This is a genomic window from Geodermatophilaceae bacterium NBWT11, from assembly GCA_014218215.1.
In the GTDB taxonomy this organism is placed as follows: Bacteria; Actinomycetota; Actinomycetes; order Mycobacteriales; family Geodermatophilaceae; genus Klenkia.
Map to the genome: position 1 here is coordinate 4,299,128 of CP043652.1, position 17,724 is coordinate 4,316,851.

18 protein-coding genes and 1 pseudogene are annotated in these 17,724 nt (G+C 74.2%); 12 read left to right on the plus strand and 7 right to left on the minus strand.

Annotated elements, in window-relative coordinates; genetic code table 11:
- Positions 1-5 precede the first annotated feature (5 nt).
- From F1C76_20835 to gcvP, 8 genes are all read left to right on the plus strand, one after another.
- Positions 6-338: a DUF1290 domain-containing protein gene (locus F1C76_20835; GenBank protein QNG38661.1), complete on the plus strand. Its 333-nt coding sequence runs from the start codon at positions 6-8 to the stop codon at positions 336-338.
- Positions 339-348: 10 nt separating this feature from the next.
- Positions 349-1,134: a DUF881 domain-containing protein gene (locus tag F1C76_20840; protein QNG38662.1), complete on the plus strand. Its 786-nt coding sequence runs from the start codon at positions 349-351 to the stop codon at positions 1,132-1,134.
- Positions 1,135-1,206: 72 nt separating this feature from the next.
- Entirely contained in the window at positions 1,207-1,611 is a 405-nt protein-coding gene (gene gcvH / locus F1C76_20845; protein QNG38663.1) for a glycine cleavage system protein GcvH, read from the plus strand.
- 164 nt (positions 1,612-1,775) lie between these two features.
- Complete coding sequence (locus F1C76_20850; protein ID QNG38664.1) at positions 1,776-2,294, plus strand: FHA domain-containing protein; 519 nt, start codon at positions 1,776-1,778, stop codon at positions 2,292-2,294.
- Positions 2,295-2,353: 59 nt separating this feature from the next.
- On the plus strand, positions 2,354-3,085 hold the full coding sequence (locus F1C76_20855) for a MerR family transcriptional regulator (protein QNG39441.1): 732 nt from the start codon (positions 2,354-2,356) through the stop codon (positions 3,083-3,085).
- 75 nt (positions 3,086-3,160) lie between these two features.
- Positions 3,161-3,649 carry a bifunctional nuclease family protein gene (locus F1C76_20860; protein ID QNG38665.1) on the plus strand — a complete coding sequence of 163 codons (489 nt, stop codon included), beginning with the start codon at positions 3,161-3,163 and terminating at the stop codon, positions 3,647-3,649.
- A 216-nt stretch (positions 3,650-3,865) separates the two neighbouring features.
- Positions 3,866-4,435, plus strand: a complete 570-nt coding sequence (locus F1C76_20865; GenBank protein ID QNG38666.1) for a MerR family transcriptional regulator — start codon at positions 3,866-3,868, stop codon at positions 4,433-4,435.
- Between the two features lie 56 nt (positions 4,436-4,491).
- Positions 4,492-7,467 (plus strand): aminomethyl-transferring glycine dehydrogenase, encoded by a 2,976-nt coding sequence (gene gcvP, locus F1C76_20870; GenBank protein ID QNG39442.1) that lies wholly within the window; start codon positions 4,492-4,494, stop codon positions 7,465-7,467.
- 58 nt (positions 7,468-7,525) lie between these two features.
- On the opposite strand, the gene F1C76_20875 is transcribed toward gcvP, so the two are convergent.
- The 3 genes and pseudogenes from F1C76_20875 to F1C76_20885 form a co-directional block, all read right to left on the minus strand.
- Positions 7,526-8,968: a M24 family metallopeptidase gene (locus tag F1C76_20875; GenBank protein ID QNG38667.1), complete on the minus strand. Its 1,443-nt coding sequence runs from the start codon at positions 8,966-8,968 to the stop codon at positions 7,526-7,528.
- Positions 8,969-8,984: 16 nt separating this feature from the next.
- On the minus strand, positions 8,985-9,410 hold the full coding sequence (locus F1C76_20880) for a VOC family protein (protein QNG39443.1): 426 nt from the start codon (positions 9,408-9,410) through the stop codon (positions 8,985-8,987).
- Between the two features lie 6 nt (positions 9,411-9,416).
- A pseudogene (locus F1C76_20885) lies at positions 9,417-9,911 on the minus strand (tetratricopeptide repeat protein).
- Between the two features lie 80 nt (positions 9,912-9,991).
- Between F1C76_20885 and F1C76_20890 the strand changes: the two are divergent.
- On the plus strand, positions 9,992-10,417 hold the full coding sequence (locus F1C76_20890) for a VOC family protein (protein QNG38668.1): 426 nt from the start codon (positions 9,992-9,994) through the stop codon (positions 10,415-10,417).
- A 9-nt stretch (positions 10,418-10,426) separates the two neighbouring features.
- Here the strand turns inward: F1C76_20890 and F1C76_20895 are convergent, their stop codons facing one another.
- Complete coding sequence (locus F1C76_20895) at positions 10,427-11,389, minus strand: type I pantothenate kinase (GenBank protein ID QNG38669.1); 963 nt, start codon at positions 11,387-11,389, stop codon at positions 10,427-10,429.
- 91 nt (positions 11,390-11,480) lie between these two features.
- Between F1C76_20895 and F1C76_20900 the strand changes: the two genes are divergently transcribed.
- Positions 11,481-12,308, plus strand: coding sequence for a GNAT family N-acetyltransferase (locus F1C76_20900; GenBank protein QNG38670.1), 828 nt, complete (start codon positions 11,481-11,483; stop codon positions 12,306-12,308).
- Between the two features lies 1 nt (position 12,309).
- On the opposite strand, the gene F1C76_20905 is transcribed toward F1C76_20900, so the two are convergent.
- Positions 12,310-13,125: a serine hydrolase gene (locus F1C76_20905; GenBank protein ID QNG38671.1), complete on the minus strand. Its 816-nt coding sequence runs from the start codon at positions 13,123-13,125 to the stop codon at positions 12,310-12,312.
- A gap of 134 nt (positions 13,126-13,259) precedes the next feature.
- On the minus strand, positions 13,260-13,793 hold the full coding sequence (locus F1C76_20910) for a YbhB/YbcL family Raf kinase inhibitor-like protein (protein ID QNG38672.1): 534 nt from the start codon (positions 13,791-13,793) through the stop codon (positions 13,260-13,262).
- Between the two features lie 139 nt (positions 13,794-13,932).
- On the opposite strand from F1C76_20910, the gene F1C76_20915 reads away from it, so the two are divergent.
- Together F1C76_20915 and F1C76_20920 are read left to right on the plus strand one after the other, a co-directional pair.
- On the plus strand, positions 13,933-14,664 hold the full coding sequence (locus F1C76_20915; protein ID QNG38673.1) for a beta-phosphoglucomutase family hydrolase: 732 nt from the start codon (positions 13,933-13,935) through the stop codon (positions 14,662-14,664).
- A complete protein-coding gene (locus F1C76_20920) occupies positions 14,661-17,030 on the plus strand; it encodes a glycoside hydrolase family 65 protein (protein QNG38674.1) in 2,370 nt (789 codons plus the stop codon). The genes F1C76_20915 and F1C76_20920 overlap by 4 nt, the downstream gene beginning before the upstream one ends.
- On the opposite strand, the gene F1C76_20925 is transcribed toward F1C76_20920, so the two are convergent.
- On the minus strand, positions 17,023-17,718 hold the full coding sequence (locus tag F1C76_20925; GenBank protein QNG38675.1) for a M50 family metallopeptidase: 696 nt from the start codon (positions 17,716-17,718) through the stop codon (positions 17,023-17,025). The genes F1C76_20920 and F1C76_20925 overlap by 8 nt on opposite strands.
- Between the last annotated feature and the right edge of the window lie 6 nt (positions 17,719-17,724).

Sequence of the window (17,724 nt, forward strand, 5' to 3'; positions counted from 1 at the left end):
CCCCCGTGATCCCGATCCTCGGCCTCGCGGTCGGCGTGGTGCTCGGCCTGCTGCTGGACCCCAGCGTCCCGGTGTGGCTGCAGCCCTACCTGCCGATCGCCGTCGTCGCCGCGCTGGACGCGGTGTTCGGTGGCATCCGGGCCCGTTTCGACGGCATCTTCGACGCCAAGGTGTTCGTGGTGTCCTTCGTGTCCAACGTCGTGGTCGCCGCGCTCATCGTCTTCCTCGGCGACCAGCTCGGGGTCGGCGCCCAGCTGTCCACGGCCGTCGTCGTCGTCCTGGGCATCCGGATCTTCGGCAACGCGGCCGCCATCCGCCGGCACCTGTTCCGGGCGTGAGGAGGCTGCGATGACCGACCGACCCGTCGACGACGAGGCCCTCGAGGAGCCCCCGACCGGGGACCCGCTCGTCGAGGACGACCGCTCGACCTGGCAACGGCTGCGCGAGGGACGACGCGACCGGCTCGCCGCGGCGCTCATCGGCGTCCTCACCCTGCTGCTGGGCTTCGCCTTCGCCGTCCAGGTGCGCAGCACCGGCACCCCGGAGGCACTGGCCGGCGCCCGGGAGGAGGACCTGGTCAGCATCCTGGACGACGTCAACGCCCGCGAGGAACGGCTGCGCGAGCAGATCTCCGAGCAGCGCACCGCTCTGGAGCAGCTCACCGACTCCGACAGCCAGGGCGCCACGGCGCTGGCCGAGGCGCAGCAGCGGGCCACCGCGCTGGGCATCCTGAACGGCACCATCGCCGCCGAGGGCCCCGGGATCACCCTCACCGTGCTCGACCCCGACGGCACCGTCCCCCCGTCGGCGCTGCTCAACGCCATCCAGGAACTGCGCGGCGCCGGAGCCGAGACCATGCAGGTCGACGACGTGCGCATCGGGGTCAGCAGCGCCGTCACCGGCACCGCCGGCGACCTGCGCATCGACGGGCAGGCGGTCCAGGCGCCCTACACCGTCGTCGCCATCGGGTCGGCCCAGGACCTCGCCACCGCGATGGGCATCCCCGGCGGGGTGAGCGCCCTGGTGCGCCGCGAGGGCGGAGAGGTGAGGATCGAGCAGTCCGACGAGGTCGTGGTCGACGCCCTCCGGGTGCTCGACGAGCCCCAGTACGCCGAGCCCGACGACGGCGGCTGACCGCAGGACCCCAGCAGGACCAGCACCACCCCCGTGCCCGCCGCGAGACCCCGAGATGATGGAGTTGCCGCCATGGCCACGCCCGACGACCGCCGATACACCGACCAGCACGAGTGGGCCCAGGTCCAGGGCACGGCCGGCGCCGCCACCGTCGTCCGCATCGGCATCACCGACCACGCCCAGGACGCCCTCGGGGACATCGTCTTCGTGCAGCTGCCCGACGTGGGGGAGGCCGTGACCGTCGGCAACCCCATCGGCGAGGTCGAGTCCACCAAGAGCGTCTCCGACGTCTACGCGCCGCTGGCAGGCACCGTGAGCGCCCGCAACGACGCGCTGGCCGACACCCCCGAGACGGTCAACTCCGACCCGTACGGCGAGGGCTGGCTGATCGAGATCGAGGTCACCGGCGACGACGGCGACCCCACTGAGGCGCTGCTGGACGCCGTCGCTTACCAGGCACTCGTCGAACAGGGTTGACGGCCCCGTCGCAGCACCTGCGGGAGCTGCGATCACTATGCTCGCCACGCCGGACCCGGACCCCCGGGCGAGGCCCGCGACGGGCCACCCGGCCCGTCGTCCGTCGGCCGGTCGCGGACTGCAACGTCCGCGGCGGTGCCGCCTGCTCACCGGAGGAGACACCCGTGCACTGCACTCGCTGTGGACACCAGAACCCCGAGGGCAGTCGCTTCTGTGCGCAGTGCGGCTCCGCCCTCTCCCCGGAGCGCGTCGGCGAGTCGACCAGCGTGATCCCCAAGATCGGCAGCGAGGACTCCGGCGAGGTGCCCGAGGTCGTCGAGTCCCCGGCCGACGCCCACGCCGGCGCGGTGGAGTCCCTCCCCGCGGGCTCCGCGCTCCTGGTCGTCAAGCGCGGCCCGAACGCCGGCAGCCGGTTCCTCCTCGACCAGGAGGTCACCACCGCCGGTCGGCACCCCGACAGCGACATCTTCCTCGACGACGTGACGGTGAGCCGTCGGCACGTGGAGTTCCACCGCGAGGGCGGCGGCTTCACGGTGCACGACGTCGGCAGCCTGAACGGCACCTACGTCAACCGCGAGCCGGTCGACGTCGCCTCCCTGGCCGGCGGCGACGAGGTGCAGATCGGCAAGTTCCGACTGGTCTACCTGACCGGGCCGCGCACCGGCGAGCCCGCCTCGTCGTGACCGCGGCGCCCCGGCCCGACCAGGGGGCGCCCGGGTCCGGTGCCGACACCCAGCCGCGGCTGACCATCGGCGAGGTCCTGGCGACCCTGCGTGGGGAGTTCCCCGACGTGACGATCTCCAAGATCCGCTACCTCGAGGCCGAGGACCTGGTCCACCCGCAGCGCACGCCGTCCGGCTATCGGAAGTTCTCCTCCGCCGACGTCGCCCGGTTGCGCTACGTGCTGGCCTCCCAGCGGGACCACTACCTCCCGCTGCGGGTCATCAAGGACCAGCTCGACGCCCTCGACCGCGGCGAGCCCCCGGTCGACGGCACCACCCGGGTCACCGGCCGGCCACCGGTGCCCGAGGCCGGACCCGGGCCGACCGAGGTCGACGAGCCCGAGCCGGCCGTGGACGACGTGGTCGGCAGCGAGCCGCTGGAGGCCGAGGCCTTCGGTGCCGCCGCCGGCCTCACGCCCGACCAGCTGGCCGACTGCGTGCAGTACGGCCTGCTGACCCCCGGGGCCGACGGCCGGCACCCGGTCGCCGACCTGCCGGTCGCCCGGGCCGCCGGTGGGCTGGCCCGGCACGGCATCGAGGCCCGGCACCTGCGGGTGTACCGGTCCGCCGCCGAGCGCGAGGCCGTGCTGCTGGAGCAGGTCGTGGCACCGGTGCTGCGCGGACGCACCGGCGAGGCGCGCACCGCCGCCGCCGACACCCTGCGCGAGCTGGCCGCCCTGTCGGCCCAGCTGCACACGGCGCTGCTGGACACCCGGCTGCGCGAGGTGCTCGGGCCCGACCTCGGCGACTGAGCCCGGGCGTACCGTCAGCAGCCGAGCCCGACGGATCTCCGACCGGGAGCCGACCACCACCGCGGAGGGAACACCGTGCAGGAACTGCGAGTCGTCGGCGTCCGGGTCGAACTGCCCGGCAACCAGCCCATCCTCCTGCTGAAGGAGACCCAGGGGGAGCGGTACCTCCCCATCTGGATCGGTGCGGTCGAGGCCGCGGCCATCGCCTTCGAGCAGCAGGGCGTCCGGCCGGCCCGGCCGATGACCCACGACCTGCTCCGCGAGGTGGTCACCGCCCTGGGCGCCAGCCTGGAGGCCGTGCACATCACCGAGATGCGGGACGGGATCTACATCGCCGAGCTGGTGTTCGGGGACGAGCGCACCGTGAGCGCCCGCCCGTCGGACGCCGTCGCCCTCGCGGTCCGCACCGGTGCCCCGATCTACGGCGCCGAGCAGCTGCTCGACGAGGTGGGCATCGAGATCCCGGACGAGCAGGAGGACGAGGTCGAGAAGTTCCGCGAGTTCCTCGACCAGATCAGCCCCGAGGACTTCGAGGCCGGCTCGGGATCGGGCCCCACGTCCTGACTGCGGGTGGTCGGACGACCACCCGGTGCCGCCTCAGGTCACGGTCAGGTCACCCTCTCGGGTGAGCTGGTCGACACGCCGTCGCCCTCGGTTGACCGCCCCCCGGGGCGGGCCTAGGTTCAGCGAACGACCCCGGTGTGACTCACACGGATGTGACTCACGGGCAGCACGGCGACCGACCCGCCTCCGGGTCGGCGCGACGAGGAGGACGCTGACGTGAGCGATCAGAGCAGCGGCGCACAGGGCCAGCTGTTCACCGACGCAGCAGTCGGCGCCCCCTCCTACGACGAGGCCGACAGCGAAGCCTTCGGGTACCGCGGTCCCACGGCGTGTGCCGCCGCTGGGATCACCTATCGGCAGTTGGACTACTGGGCGAGAACAGGTCTGCTGGCTCCGTCGGTGCGCACCGCCACCGGGTCGGGCACCCAGCGCCTCTACAGCTTCCGCGACATCCTCGTGCTCAAGGTCGTCAAGCGTCTGCTGGACACCGGGGTCTCGCTGCAGAACATCCGCAAGGCCGTCGACCACCTGCGCACCCGCGGGGTCAAGGACCTGGCCAACATCACGCTGCTCTCCGATGGTGCGACCGTCTACGAGTGCACCTCCGCCGAGGAGGTCGTGGACCTGCTCGCCGGTGGCCAGGGCGTCTTCGGGATCGCCGTCTCCGGCGCGCTGCGGGAGCTCTCCGGTGAGCTCGCCGAGCTGCCCGCCGAGCGCCTGGACGGCGGGATCACCGACGCCGACGACGAGCTCTCCGCCCGTCGCCGACGCCGCGCGACAGCCTGAGCTGAACCGCGCGCGCTGGTAGCGTGCGAGCAGTGGCTGACCGTGCACAGAACGCCCTGGTTCCCCTGACCGGCTCGCTCCCCACGCTGGCCGACCTGCAGCCGCGGGGGGCGTTCGCCGCCCGGCACATCGGTCCCCGCCCGGCCGACACGCAGGCCATGCTGGCCGCCGTCGGACACGACTCGCTGGCCGCCCTCGTCGACGCCTGCGTGCCCGAGGTCGTCCGCGACCGGGCCGCGCTGGACCTGCCGGAGGCCCTCGGTGAGGCCGAGGTGCTGGCTGCGCTGCGCGAGCGGGCCGCCGAGAACGAGGTCTTCACCTCGATGATCGGCCTGGGCTACTCCGGCACGTCCACCCCGTCGGTCATCCAGCGCACCATCCTGGAGAACCCGGCCTGGTACACCGCGTACACGCCCTACCAGCCCGAGATCAGCCAGGGCCGGCTCGAGGCGCTGATCAACTTCCAGACGACGGTGGCCGACCTGACGGGGTTGCCCGTCGCCGGGGCCTCGATGCTCGATGAGGCCACCGCCGCCGCCGAGGCGATGACCCTGGTCCGCCGGGCCGGCCGCGCCAAGCCCGACGCCGTCTTCGTCGTCGACGCCGACACGCTGCCGCAGACCCTCGCGGTGCTGCAGACCCGGGCCGAGCCGCTGGGCATCGCACTGCACGTCGCCGACCTGACCGAGGGCTGGCCGACCGACCTGCCCGAGGCCGGCGCGTTCGGCGTGCTGATTGCCTACCCGGGCGCCTCCGGCGCGCTGCGCGACCACCGGGCCCTGGCCACCGCCGCGCACGAGGCGGGGGCGGCCGTCGTCGTCGCAGCCGACCTGCTGGCCCTCACCCTGGTCGAGGCACCGGGGGAGTGGGGCGCCGACGTCGCCTGCGGCACCACCCAGCGCTTCGGCGTCCCGATGGCCTACGGCGGCCCGCACGCTGGCTACCTCTCGGTCCGCGAGGGCCTGGCCCGTCAGCTGCCCGGCCGTCTGGTCGGGGTGTCGGTCGACGCCGACGGCGACGTCGCCTACCGGCTGGCCCTGCAGACCCGCGAGCAGCACATCCGCCGGGAGAAGGCCACCAGCAACATCTGCACCGCCCAGGTCCTGCTCGCCGTCATCGCCGGGGCGTACGCGGTCTACCACGGTCCCGACGGGCTGGCCGCGATCGCGGCGCGCACGCACCGGTCGGCGACCACGCTGGCCGGCTGGCTGCGCACCGGCGGGGTCGACGTCGTCCACGAGCACTTCTTCGACACCGTGCTGGCCTCGGTGCCCGGCCGGGCGTCCGACGTCGTGGCCGCGGCCGCCCAGCGTCGGGTCAACCTGCGCCGGGTGGACGCCGACACCGTGGCCGTGGCCTGCGACGAGACCACCTCGGTGGACACCCTGCGCCTGGTCGCCGAGGCCTTCGGCGTCGAGGCCGGGTCGTTGGACGACGCCACCGACGCGCTGCCGGGGACCATCCGGCGGGAGAGCGCCTACCTCACCCACCCGGTGTTCCACACCCACCGCAGCGAGACCGCGATGCTGCGCTACCTGCGCTCGCTCAGCGACAAGGACCTCGCGCTGGACCGCACGATGATCCCGTTGGGCTCCTGCACGATGAAGCTCAACGCCGCCACCGAGATGGCCGCGATCACCTGGCCCGAGTTCGCCGGGCTGCACCCGTTCGCGCCGGTCGAGCAGGCCCGTGGGTACGCCCGGATGATCGAGGAGCTGTGCACCGGGCTGGCCGAGATCACCGGCTACGCCGCGGTGAGCGTGCAGCCCAACGCCGGCTCGCAGGGCGAGTTCGCCGGTCTGCTGGCCATCCGCGGCTACCACCAGTCCCGGGGGGACGACCAGCGCGACGTCTGCCTGATCCCGTCGTCCGCACACGGCACGAACGCGGCGTCGGCGGTCATGGCCGGCATGCGCGTCGTCGTGGTGGCCTGCGACGACCAGGGCAACGTCGACGTCGAGGACCTGCGCGCCAAGGTCGAGCAGCACGCCGACCGGCTGGCTGCGCTGATGATCACCTACCCGTCCACGCACGGGGTGTTCGAGACCGCGGTCGGCGACATCTGCGCCGCCGTGCACGACGCCGGTGGTCAGGTCTACGTCGACGGCGCGAACCTCAACGCGCTGGTCGGGCTGGCCCGCCCGGGCCGGTTCGGTGCCGACGTGAGCCACCTCAACCTGCACAAGACGTTCTGCATCCCGCACGGCGGCGGTGGCCCCGGCGTGGGCCCGATCGGCGTCGGTGCGCACCTGGTGCCGTTCCTGCCCGGCCACCCGCTGGTCGAGACCGGCGGCACCGGGCCGGCGGTCTCCGGGGCGCCCTTCGGGTCGGCCGGCATCCTGCCGATCTCCTGGGCCTACCTGCGGCTGATGGGTCCCGACGGGCTCACCCGGGCCACCGAGCACGCGATCCTCGCCGCCAACTACGTGGCCGCCCGACTGCGCGAGCACTTCCCGGTGCTCTACACCGGCGCCGACGGCCTGGTCGCCCACGAGTGCATCCTCGACATCCGGCCGATCACCAGGGCCACCGGCGTCACCAACGACGACATCGCCAAGCGGCTCGTCGACTACGGGTTCCACGCCCCGACCATGAGCTTCCCGGTCAACGGCACGCTGATGGTCGAGCCGACCGAGAGCGAGGACAAGGGCGAGCTGGACCGCTTCGTCGACGCCATGGTCGCCATCCGGGGCGAGATCGCGAAGGTGGAGTCCGGTGAGTTCGACGCCACCGACAACCCGCTGCGCAACGCCCCGCACACCCTGGCGATGCTGGCTCGCGACTGGGACAAGCCCTACTCGCGGGAGACCGCGGTCTACCCGGTGCCCGGTCTCGTCGGCCGGTCCTACCTGTCTCCCGTGCGCCGGATCGACGGTGCCTACGGCGACCGCAACCTGGTCTGCTCCTGCCCGTCCCCGGAGGCCTTCGAGGACGTCGAGCCCCGTGCCGTGCCGCAGGCCGACGCCGACCCCGAGGGCGTCGGCGAGACCGAGACCTCCGGGGTCGACCGGCCGGTGGCAGCGCAGGCCTGAGCCGCCGTCCGGTGGGGTGAGCCGCGGTCCACCGCGGCTCACCCCACCGCAGCGCGGCTCAACCCTGGGCGGAGGCCATCCACGCGACCAGGTCGTCGCCGTCGGTGGGCAGCGCGTCGGACAGCACCCGGGCGGCGCCGTCGGTGACCACGACGTCATCCTCGATGCGGACGGCGAGCCCGCGCAGCTCGGCGGGCACGGTGCGGTCGTTGACCTGGAAGTACAGCCCCGGCTCGACGGTGAGGGCGTGCCCGGGCTGCAGCGTGGTGGCCAGGTACTCCGCCCCCTCGATCGCGGCGCAGTCGTGCACGTCGAGCCCGAGCAGGTGGCTGGTCGAGTGCAGGGTGTACCGCCGGTGGGCGCCGGCGCCGGGGCGGGTGAGGTCCTCGTGCAGGGCGTCGTCGGCCGACCAGTCGATCAGCCCCCAGCGGTGCAGGTGGTCGGCCAGCACCCACTGCGCGGCGCGGTGGGCGGCGAGGAAGGCGTTCCCGGCCCGCACCTCGCCGATCCCGGCCAGGTGCGCCTCCCGGACGGCGTCGTAGACCCGACGCTGCACGGGGGTCCAGGTGCCCGACACCGGCATGGTGCGGGTGACGTCGGCGGTGTACATCGACGTCGTCTCCACGCCCATGTCGGCCAGCAGCAGCTGTCCCGGGCGGATGTCGCCGTCGACCGGCGCCCAGTGCAGCGAGGTCCCGTTGGCCCCGGCCGCGACGATCGAGGAGTACCCGACGTCGTTGCCCTCCAGCCGGGCCCGGCGCCAGAAGGTGCCCTCGAGCCAGCGTTCGCCCCGGCGGCCGTCCCCGGCCAGCAGCGCGGGCAGCTCGGCGACGACGTCGGCGAACCCGCGGGCGGTGGCCGCGCAGGCCTCGGCGAGCCGGTCGACCTCCCAGTCGTCCTTGACCGCACGCAGCCGGTCCAGCGCCCGGACCAGCTCGGTGGACGCGGCCCCGGGGCGCAGCGCGTCGACGTCGGCGTCCACGCCGGCCAGCAGGTGCACGTCGCCGGCGGCAGCCAGCGCCGAGGCCAGCTCGGTGCGCGGCCGCACGGCCACCTCCAGGCGCTGTGCGGTCGCCCCGGCCGACGCGATGCCCCCCACCCAGACAGCACCCTCACGGCGGTCGGTGAAGTAGGTCAGCGTGCCCGGGCCGGCCGAGGGCAGCAGGAAGACGGTGGCCTCGCCGGCGGGGGAGAGCACCAGCACCGCGCCCTCGGCCTGGTCGCCGGTCAGCCAGGTGTAGGCGCTGGCGGCCCGGAACGGGTAGACGGTGTCGTTGGCGCGCACCGGTGCCGTGCCGGCCGGGACGACGACGGTGCGACCGGGCAGCGCCCGCAGCAGGGCGGCCCGGTGCGCCGCGGCGGCCTCGGCGGCACCGTCGACCGCGGGGTGCCCGGTGACCGGCTCGGGGTCCCAGCCCTCGGTCAGCGTCGTCTGGACCCACGGGCCGAAGGGCTGGTCGTGCGGGGCTCGGCGGGTGGCGGCGTCGGCGGGCTCGGTCATGCCCCCAGTCTGCCCGTCAGCCCCCGGGCGCCACGAACACGCAGAAGGGGTGACCGGCGGGGTCGGCGTACACGAACAGCGGTTCCTCGGGGTCGTCGCTGCGGTCCGCCCGCAGCACCGCGCCCAGCTCCAGGGCACGCCGGTCGACGGCCCGCAGGCCGTCGAGGTCCGGCACGGTGCAGTCCAGGTGCAGCTGCATCGGCACCTCGTCGTCCGGCCAGGTGCTGGGGGTGAGCACGGCGACCCGCTGGAAGGCGAGGTCGACTGCGCCCGCCGGGCCGCGCAGCACCAGCCAGTCGGGGTCCTCGTGGGCCACGGGCTCGTCGCCGGGGCGGTACTCGTAGCCGAGCAGCTGACGGTAGAACTCGGCCAACCCACGGACGTCGGTGCCGTCGAGGACGACCTGACGGACGGTGGGGCCGAGCGGCTCACGAAGGCGCAGCTGCGCGGCGTAGGCGCCGAGGGAGCGCTGGTAGCGGGGGAGGTGCGGGGCGAGGGCGCCGAGGGCGAGACCCAGGGCCTCGCGCTCCCGTCCGAGGTCGGCCAGGCAGAGCGCCAGGAACCCCCGGACGGCGTCGCTCAGCTCGTCGGCGGGCTCAGCGAGCTCGGCGGTGAGCAGCTCGACCCCCTCCGCGGCCCGACCGACGTTCCGCAGCGAGCTGGCCAGTTGCACCGACGACCGACGGCGCCGCAGGCCGGTCAGCCCCAGGGTCCGGGCCTCCTCGTACAGCTCGACCGCCCGGGCCGGGTGGCCGGTCGAGTCGTGGGCGCAGGCGAGCTCGAAGACCCCCGCACCGTCCCCGGTCGGGCACTGCCCGGCCAGCACGGTGACCCGGTCCAGGAACCCGGGCGCCTCGGGGTCGGCCCACTCCTGCGCCACCTGCTGGTCCCAGTCCACGCCCCGACCCTGCCGGACACCGGTCGACGGCGCCAAGGGGCACATGTCCAGGCCTCCGGCCTGCAGGGCACCCCGCAGGCCCGCGGCCGGTGGTGCCGGGTGCGGCGGCCTGGCAGGGTGCCGGCATGCGTCCCGTCGTCTCGCTGGTCACCCTGGGGGTGGGCGACCTGGCCCGCGCCCGTGCCTTCTACGCCGCACTGGGGTGGCGGGAGTCCAGCCAGTCCACCGACGACGTCGCGTTCCTCGCCGGCGCCGGCACGCACCTGGGGCTGTGGTCCCGGGCCTCGCTGGCCGAGGACTCCGAGGTGCACGAGGACGCCGGTGGGTGGGGCGGGGTCACGCTGGCACACAACGTCGAGACCCCGGCCCACGTGGACGTGGTCCTCGCCGAGGCCGAGGCAGCCGGCGGGACGGTGCTCCGGCGCGGTGCCGCCACGTTCTGGGGCGGGTACAACGGCGTCTTCGCCGACCCGGACGGACACCGCTGGGAGGTCGCGCACAACCCGGACTGGCCCCTGGACGACGAGGGCCGGGCCCAGCTGCCCGACTGAGCCCGGGGCTCAGAGCTTGCGCAGCAGGACCTTGCGCACCGAGTGGTCCTGGGCCTTCTGCAGCACCAACCGGGCCCGGGAACGCGTCGGGGCGATGTTGGTGCGCAGGTTGGGGCCGTTGGTGGCCGCCCAGATCCCGCGCGCGGTGGCGGTGGCCTCGGCATCGGTCAGGTCGGCGAAGCGGTGGAAGTAGGCGGCCTCGTCCTGGAACGCCGTCCGGCGCAGGGCCAGGAACCGCTCGACGTACCACTCCTCGATGTCGTGCTCGGCGGCGTCGACGTAGACGGAGAAGTCGAAGAAGTCCGACAGGAACACCTCCGGCACCCGGCCGTCGGTGCGGCTGCCGGCCTGCAGCACGTTGAGGCCCTCGACGACGAGCACGTCGGGGTGCTCCACGGTCTGCCGCTGGTCGCGCAGCACGTCGTAGGACTGGTGGGAGTAGAGCGGGGCGCTGACCTCGCCGCGGCCGCTCTTCACGTCGGCCAGGAAGCGGAGCAGACCCCGGCGGTCGTAGGTCTCCGGGAAGCCCTTGCGGCCCAGCTGCCCGCGGGACTCGAGCACCGCGTTGGGGTGCAGGAAGCCGTCGGTGGTCACCAGGTCGACCCGGGGGGTGTCCGGCTGGGCGGCGAGGAGGGCCTGCAGCAGCCGGGCCGTCGTGCTCTTGCCCACCGCGACGCTCCCGGCGACGGCGATCACGTAGGGCACCTTGGCCGTGCTGGCCCCGAGGAACTGCGACTGCGCGGTCCACAGCCGCCGGCTGGCCGCGACGTGGAGGGCCAGCAGGCGGGCCAGCGGCAGGTACACCGTGGCGACCTCGTCGAGGTCGATCCGGTCACCGAGGGTGGCCAGCTCGGCGACCTGCCCGGCGTCCAGGGGCAGCTCGGACCCGGCTGCCAGGGCCCGCCACGTCGCGCGGTCGTAGGCCGCGTAGGGCGAGGGATGGCTCCTGGCACCGACCGTCACGGCGCCCATGGTGCCGTCCGCCTCCCGGGTGCCCCCCGACCGGGTCGTCCAGGACGTCTCCTGGGACGTCGTGCCGGACGGGCGCGTCTAGGGTGCGGGGGTGCCCTCGCGCCCGGACCTGCTGGACCTCCTCGAGCGGTACTTCGCCCTCTCCCCGGTGCCCGACGGACCGGTCCTGGGCGTCGGCGCGCTCGACGTCCCGGTCGGGACCCCGGAGTGGCCGCACCCGGCCCGGCCCCGCCCCGGCGTCGGGCCGGTGCCCATCGACGACGTCCGGGCCGCCCTGGCCGCCCAGGTCGAGGCCGGGCTTCCCGAGGCCGTCGAGTGGTTCGCCGAGCGCAACCCCGGCCTGTCCCAGGCGGCCCGGTCGGCCGGGCTGCACGTCGACGAGCTGCCCCTGCTGCTGGCCGCCGACCCGCTGGAGGTGCTGCTGCCCCCGGGGGTGCGGTTCTTCCTCGTCGGCGCCGAGGACCCCCAGCTGGCCACCTACCAGCGGTTGGCCCAGCTCGCCTTCACCGTCCCGGCCGGCTCCGTGGCCGGTGAGGCGACGGCCACCCCCACCGGGACGGCGCCCGACCGGATGGTCGACCCGCCCCAGCCCACCGACGTGCTCCGTGAGCGCATCGCCGCCGGACGCACCGTGCTGATGATCGCGGTGGAGGACGGCGAGACCGTCGCCGTCGGCTCGCACCAGCCGGTCGACGTCGAGGGGACCGAGGTCAGCGAGATCGTCGGGGTGGCCACCCTGCCGCGCTTCCGCGGCCGGGGGATGGGTGCCGGCCTGGCCTCGGCGTTGGTGGAGCACGCCCGGGAGACCGCGGCGCAGGTGTTCCTGTCCGCCGGGGACCACGACGTCGCCCGCGTCTACGAGCGCGTCGGCTTCGCCCGGATCGGCACGACGTTCGTCGCCGAGCCGGCCGGCGACTGACTCAGCCGCGCAGCGCCGCGGCGGCCGCGTCGACGGCGGCCCGGCCGACGTCCCACCCGGCGCCGGTGGGCGTCCGGCTGAGCAGCACGACGACCTCGCCGTCGACGACCCCGACGGAGTGCAGGTCACGAGCGCCGTCCACGCAGCACATCCAGCCCTGCTTGGCGGCGATGGCGCCGGGCGCACCCGGGGCCATCAACCCGAAGGACTGGTCGAACCCGTCGGCACCGGCCGGGGTGGCCAGGGCCAGCCAGAAGCGCATCGTGGTCGCGTCGGCCGGGTCGGCGGTCACCGACAGCGCGGACAGGAAGCGGGCCACGTCGGCGGCGGTCGTGACGGTCTCGCCCCACTGGCCGGGGTCGGCCGGACCGGCGGTGCCGGTGAGCCCGTAGCGGGTCGCGACGTCGGTGACCATCTGGGTGCCGCCCCAGCGGTCCCAGGCGGTGCTCATCGCCGGGTCGTCGGAGGTGACGAGCATCGACATGAGGAGCTGACGGTCGGCCGTGGTGAGCGTCAGCGCACCCGTGCGCGCCCGGTGCAGGACGTCCTCGACGACGAAGAGCTTGGACAGCGACGCGGTGTAGAACGGCTCGTCGGCAAGGGCGTTCGCGACCGGGGAGGACGTCCGGTCGGCCAGAGCCACCGCACCGTCCGCGGTCTGGAGCGGGGCGACGACGACGGCGAGGGCCCCGCTGGTGCCGGACGCGGCGACGCTGGCGGCGAAGGCCGCGTCGGCCGCGGACACCGCGGTGCTCGTCGCGACGCCGACGCGGGCCTGGGCCGGTGCGGCGAACGCGACGCTGAGCGACAGGGCCACGACAGCGAGCGAGGACGCGCCCCATCGCTGGGAACGCGTCCTCGGTCGTCGTGTCATGAACGCTCAACTACCCGCAGGAAGCGGCATTCACACAGGTCCATCAGGTGTCCGGCACGTCACGGCCGGGTGTCGGGTCAGCCGACCTCGTAGGTCGGCACCAGCACGGCACGGGCCAGGGTGTGGCTGAACAGGTTGAAGCCCAGGAACGCCGGGGTGGCCTCGGCCGGGACGCCGAGGTCGTCGGTGTCCAGGGCGTGCACGACGACGTAGTAGCGGTGCGGGCCGTGTCCGGCCGGGGGAGCGGCACCCACGAAGCCCGCGAAGCCCGCGTCGTTCTTCAGCTGCACCGCACCCCCGGGCAGACCGCCGTCGGCGGCGCCGCTGTCCAGGCTGGTGACCGAGGCCGGGATGCCGGCGACGGCCCAGTGCCAGAAGCCGCTGCCGGTGGGGGCGTCGGGGTCGTAGACGGTGACGGCGAAGCCCTTGGTCTCCTCGGGGAACTCCGACCAGGACAGCTGGGGCGAGCGGTCCTCGCCGTCCAGGCCCATCTTGCCGCTGACCAGCTCGCGGCCGACCGGCGTCCCGTCACTGAGGTCGGTGCTCGTGACGGCGAACTCGGGGACCTGGGGGAGGAAGTCGTAGGGGTTCGGCGGGGTGGGGCGGGCCATGAACTGCTCCTCGGTCGGGCGGATCGGTCGTGCCCAACCTAGGAGCCCTGCGACCGGGACGCAGATCGGAGCCGACCCGCCGGGGTGACCTGCGACTCTCCGGCGGGTCGGGGGGTCCCCGGACCCGTACCGTCGGCGCGTGCTCGGACTCCCTGACTCCATCCGCGCCTGCCTGTTCGACCTGGACGGAGTGCTGACGCGGACCGCGACGGTGCACCAGGCGGCCTGGAAGCGCACCTTCGACGAGTTCCTGCGCGCCCGGGACCCGCAGGCCCGTGAGTTCAGCGCCGAGGACTACAACCGCTTCGTCGACGGCAAGCCCCGCGCGGACGGCGTCCGCGACTTCCTCGCCTCCCGCGAGATCGACCTGCCCGAGGGCTCCGCCGACGACGGGCCGGACGCCCAGACGGTGCAGGGTGTGGCCACCCGGAAGAACGACCTGGTGCAGACCGAGCTCGACGAGCACGGGGTCGAGGTCTACGACGGTTCGATCCGCTACCTGCACGCCGTCCGCGAGGCCGGCCTGGCCGTCGCCGTCGTCACCGCCTCGGCGAACGGGGAGAAGGTGATCGCCGCTGCCGGCTTCGCCGACCTGGTCGACGCCCGCATCGACGGCGTCGTCACAGCCCGGGAGGGTTACCGCGGCAAGCCCGCACCCGACACCTTCCTGGCCGGGGCGCGTGCGCTGGGGGTGGAGCCCTCGGCCGCGGTGGTGTTCGAGGACGCCCAGTCCGGGGTGGCCGCCGGCCGTGCCGGGGAGTTCGGCTACGTGGTCGGCGTGGACCGGGTCGGGCAGGCCGACGCCCTGCGCGAGCACGGTGCCGACGTCGTCGTGCAGGACCTCGACGAGCTGCTGGAGGACCCGAAGTGACCGAGGGGCGCGCGCACTTCCCGATCGAGCCCTGGTCGCTCACCGAGGTCGGCATCGACCACGACAGCCTGGCGGTCAACGAGTCGGTGTTCGCGCTGGCCAACGGGCACATCGGCATGCGCGGCACGCTGGAGGAGGGGGAGCCCGGCGTCGTCCCCGGCACCTACCTCAACGGCTTCTTCGAGGAGCGGCCGCTGCCCTACGCCGAGGCCGGCTACGGCTTCCCCGAGGAGGGCCAGACCGTCGTCAACGTGACCGACGGCAAGCTCATCCGGCTGCTGGTGGGGGACTCCCCGCTGGACCTGGACTACGGCGAGATCGTCAAGCACACCCGCACGCTCGACCTGCGGGCCGGGGTCCTGAAGCGGTGCACCGAGTGGCGCTCGCCGAACGGCCGGACCGTCGAGGTGAGCAGCACCCGGCTGGTGTCGCTGACCCGCCGGGCGATCGCCGCGATCGAGTACGAGGTCCGGTGCACCGACGACGGGGGCGACCTGTACGTCGCCATCCAGTCCGACCTCCTGGCCAACGAGGTGGTGGAGAACTCCGGGTCCGACGACCCGCGGGCCGCCGCCGCCCTGCGCAGGCCGCTGCAGTCCGAGCAGCACGTGGGCCGCGGCCGGCACGCCGTGCTCGTGCACCAGACGAAGACCAGCAGGCTGCGGATGGCCGCGGGCATGGACCACGAGGTGCAGACCCCCGACAGCGCCAGCGAGGACCTCGAGGTCTCCGCCGACCTCGCCCGGTACACCCTGGCCGCCCGGCTGCCGGCCGGGTCGCGGCTGCGGATGGTCAAGTACCTGGCCTACGGCTGGTCGTCCCGCCGGTCCTCGGCCGCCGTCCGCGACCAGGTGGAGGGCGCGCTCAGCATCGCCAAGCTCGCCGGGTGGGACCGCCTGGTGAGCGAGCAGCGCGAGCTGCTGGACCAGCACTGGGCCCAGGCCGACGTCGTCATCGAGGGCGACGACGAGCTGCAGCAGGCCGTGCGCGTCGGCATGTTCCACGTCCTGCAGGCCGGGCTGCGCGCCGAACGCCAGCCCATCCCGGCCAAGGGCCTCACCGGGCCCGGCTACGACGGGCACACGTTCTGGGACACCGAGACCTACGTCCTCCCGGTGCTCACCTACACCGCCCCCGAGGCCGTCCGGGACGCGTTGATCTGGCGCTGGTCGACCCTGGACCTGGCCCGCGCCCGCGCGGCCGAGCTCGGCCACGAGGGGGCCGCCTTCCCGTGGCGGACCATCCGCGGTGAGGAGACCAGCGGCTACTGGCCCGCCGGCACCGCGGCCTTCCACGTCAACGCCGACATCGCCGACGCCGTCGCCCGCTACCAGGCGGCCACCCGGGACGAGGTGTTCGAGGCCCAGTACGGCGTCGAGCTGCTGGTCGAGACGGCCCGGCTGTGGGCCTCGCTGGGCCACTTCGACGACGGGCGGGGCTTCCGGATCGACGGGGTCACCGGGCCCGACGAGTACACCGCCGTGGTCGACAACAACGTCTACACCAACCTCATGGCCCAGCGGAACCTGCGCGAGGCCGCCGCCGCGGTCGGCCGCCACCCCGACGTCGGCGGCCGGCTGCGGGTCACCGACGAGGAGCTGGACCTGTGGTCGCGGGCCGCCGAGGCCATGCGCATCCCGTTCGACACCGAGCTCGGCGTGCACATGACCAGCGAGGGGTTCACCCGTCACCAGGAGTGGGACTTCGAGGGCACCGACCCCCAGAAGTACCCGCTCCTGCTGCACTTCCCCTACTTCGAGATCTACCGCAAGCAGGTCGTGAAGCAGGCCGACCTCGTCATGGCCCTGCACCTGCGCGGGGACCACTTCACCCACGAGGAGAAGGTGGCCGACTTCGCCTACTACGAGGCCCGCACCGTGCGGGACTCCTCGCTGTCGGCGGCCCAGCAGGCGGTGGTGGCCGCCGAGTGCGGGCACCTGGAGCTGGCCCACGACTACTGGGGCGAGGCCGCGCTGACCGACCTGCAGAACCTGCACGGCAACTCCGGGCACGGCCTGCACATCGCCTCGCTCGCCGGCGGCTGGACCGTCGCCGTCGCCGGGTTCGGCGGCATGCGCGACCACGACGGGAAGCTGACCTTCGCTCCCCGGCTGCCCCCGCGGCTGACCGGCCTGGCGTTCCGCATGGTGTTCCAGGGCCGCTGCCTGCGGGTGCGGGTCACCCAGCAGGACGTGACCTACCGCCTACTGGACGGCGAGGACCTGGAGATCGGCCACCACGGCGAGGTCGTCACCGTCGGCAGCGAGGACCTGGTGCTCCCGGTCCCGCCGGCGCCCCCGGTCGAGCCGGTCCGCCAGCCGGCGCACTGCGCCCCCCGCCGCCGGGGGCGCCCGGCGACTAGGTGAGCAGCCAGCGGGAGCCCAGGGCCAGCGCGCCCAGGTCGACGACCAGGAACGCGCCCACCCAGACCAGCCCGGGCACCCGGGTGAGCCGGGCCAGCTGGTCGGCGTCGCTGTCCGGGGTCGGACGGCGACGCCGCTTGGCCTGCAGCTCCCACACCGTGCGCGGTGCGGCCAGCAACAGGAACCAGACGACGACGTGGGCGAACGCCGACTGCCAGGTCACCGGCAGCCACCAGGTGGCGGCGAAGACCAGCGCGCCGGTGACCAGGACCGACCACAGGCCGTAGAGGTTGCGGATCTGCAGCAGCAGCAGGGCCAGCAGGACCAGCAGCAGCCAGAGCGCGCCGATGGCGTGCCCGGCCCCGAGCAGGGCGGCCGCCCCGAGCCCCAGCAGACCTGCTCCGACGTAGCCGGCGAAGGCGGTCACCACCATCCCGGGCCCGGTGGGCCGACCGGCCGACACGGTCACCCCGGAGGTGTCCGAGTGCAGCCGGATCCCGGCCAGCCGACGTCCGGTGAGCAGGGCCGCGACGCCGTGCGCGCCCTCGTGGGCGATCGTCACCGCGTTGCGGCTGAGCCGCCACAGGTCCCGCTGCAGCACCAGCGCCAGGGCGAGGAGGGCGGCTGCGGCCAGCACCCAGCCCGGCAGCGGGGGAGAGGTGGCACTGACCCGGGCCCAGAACTCGCTCATCACGGT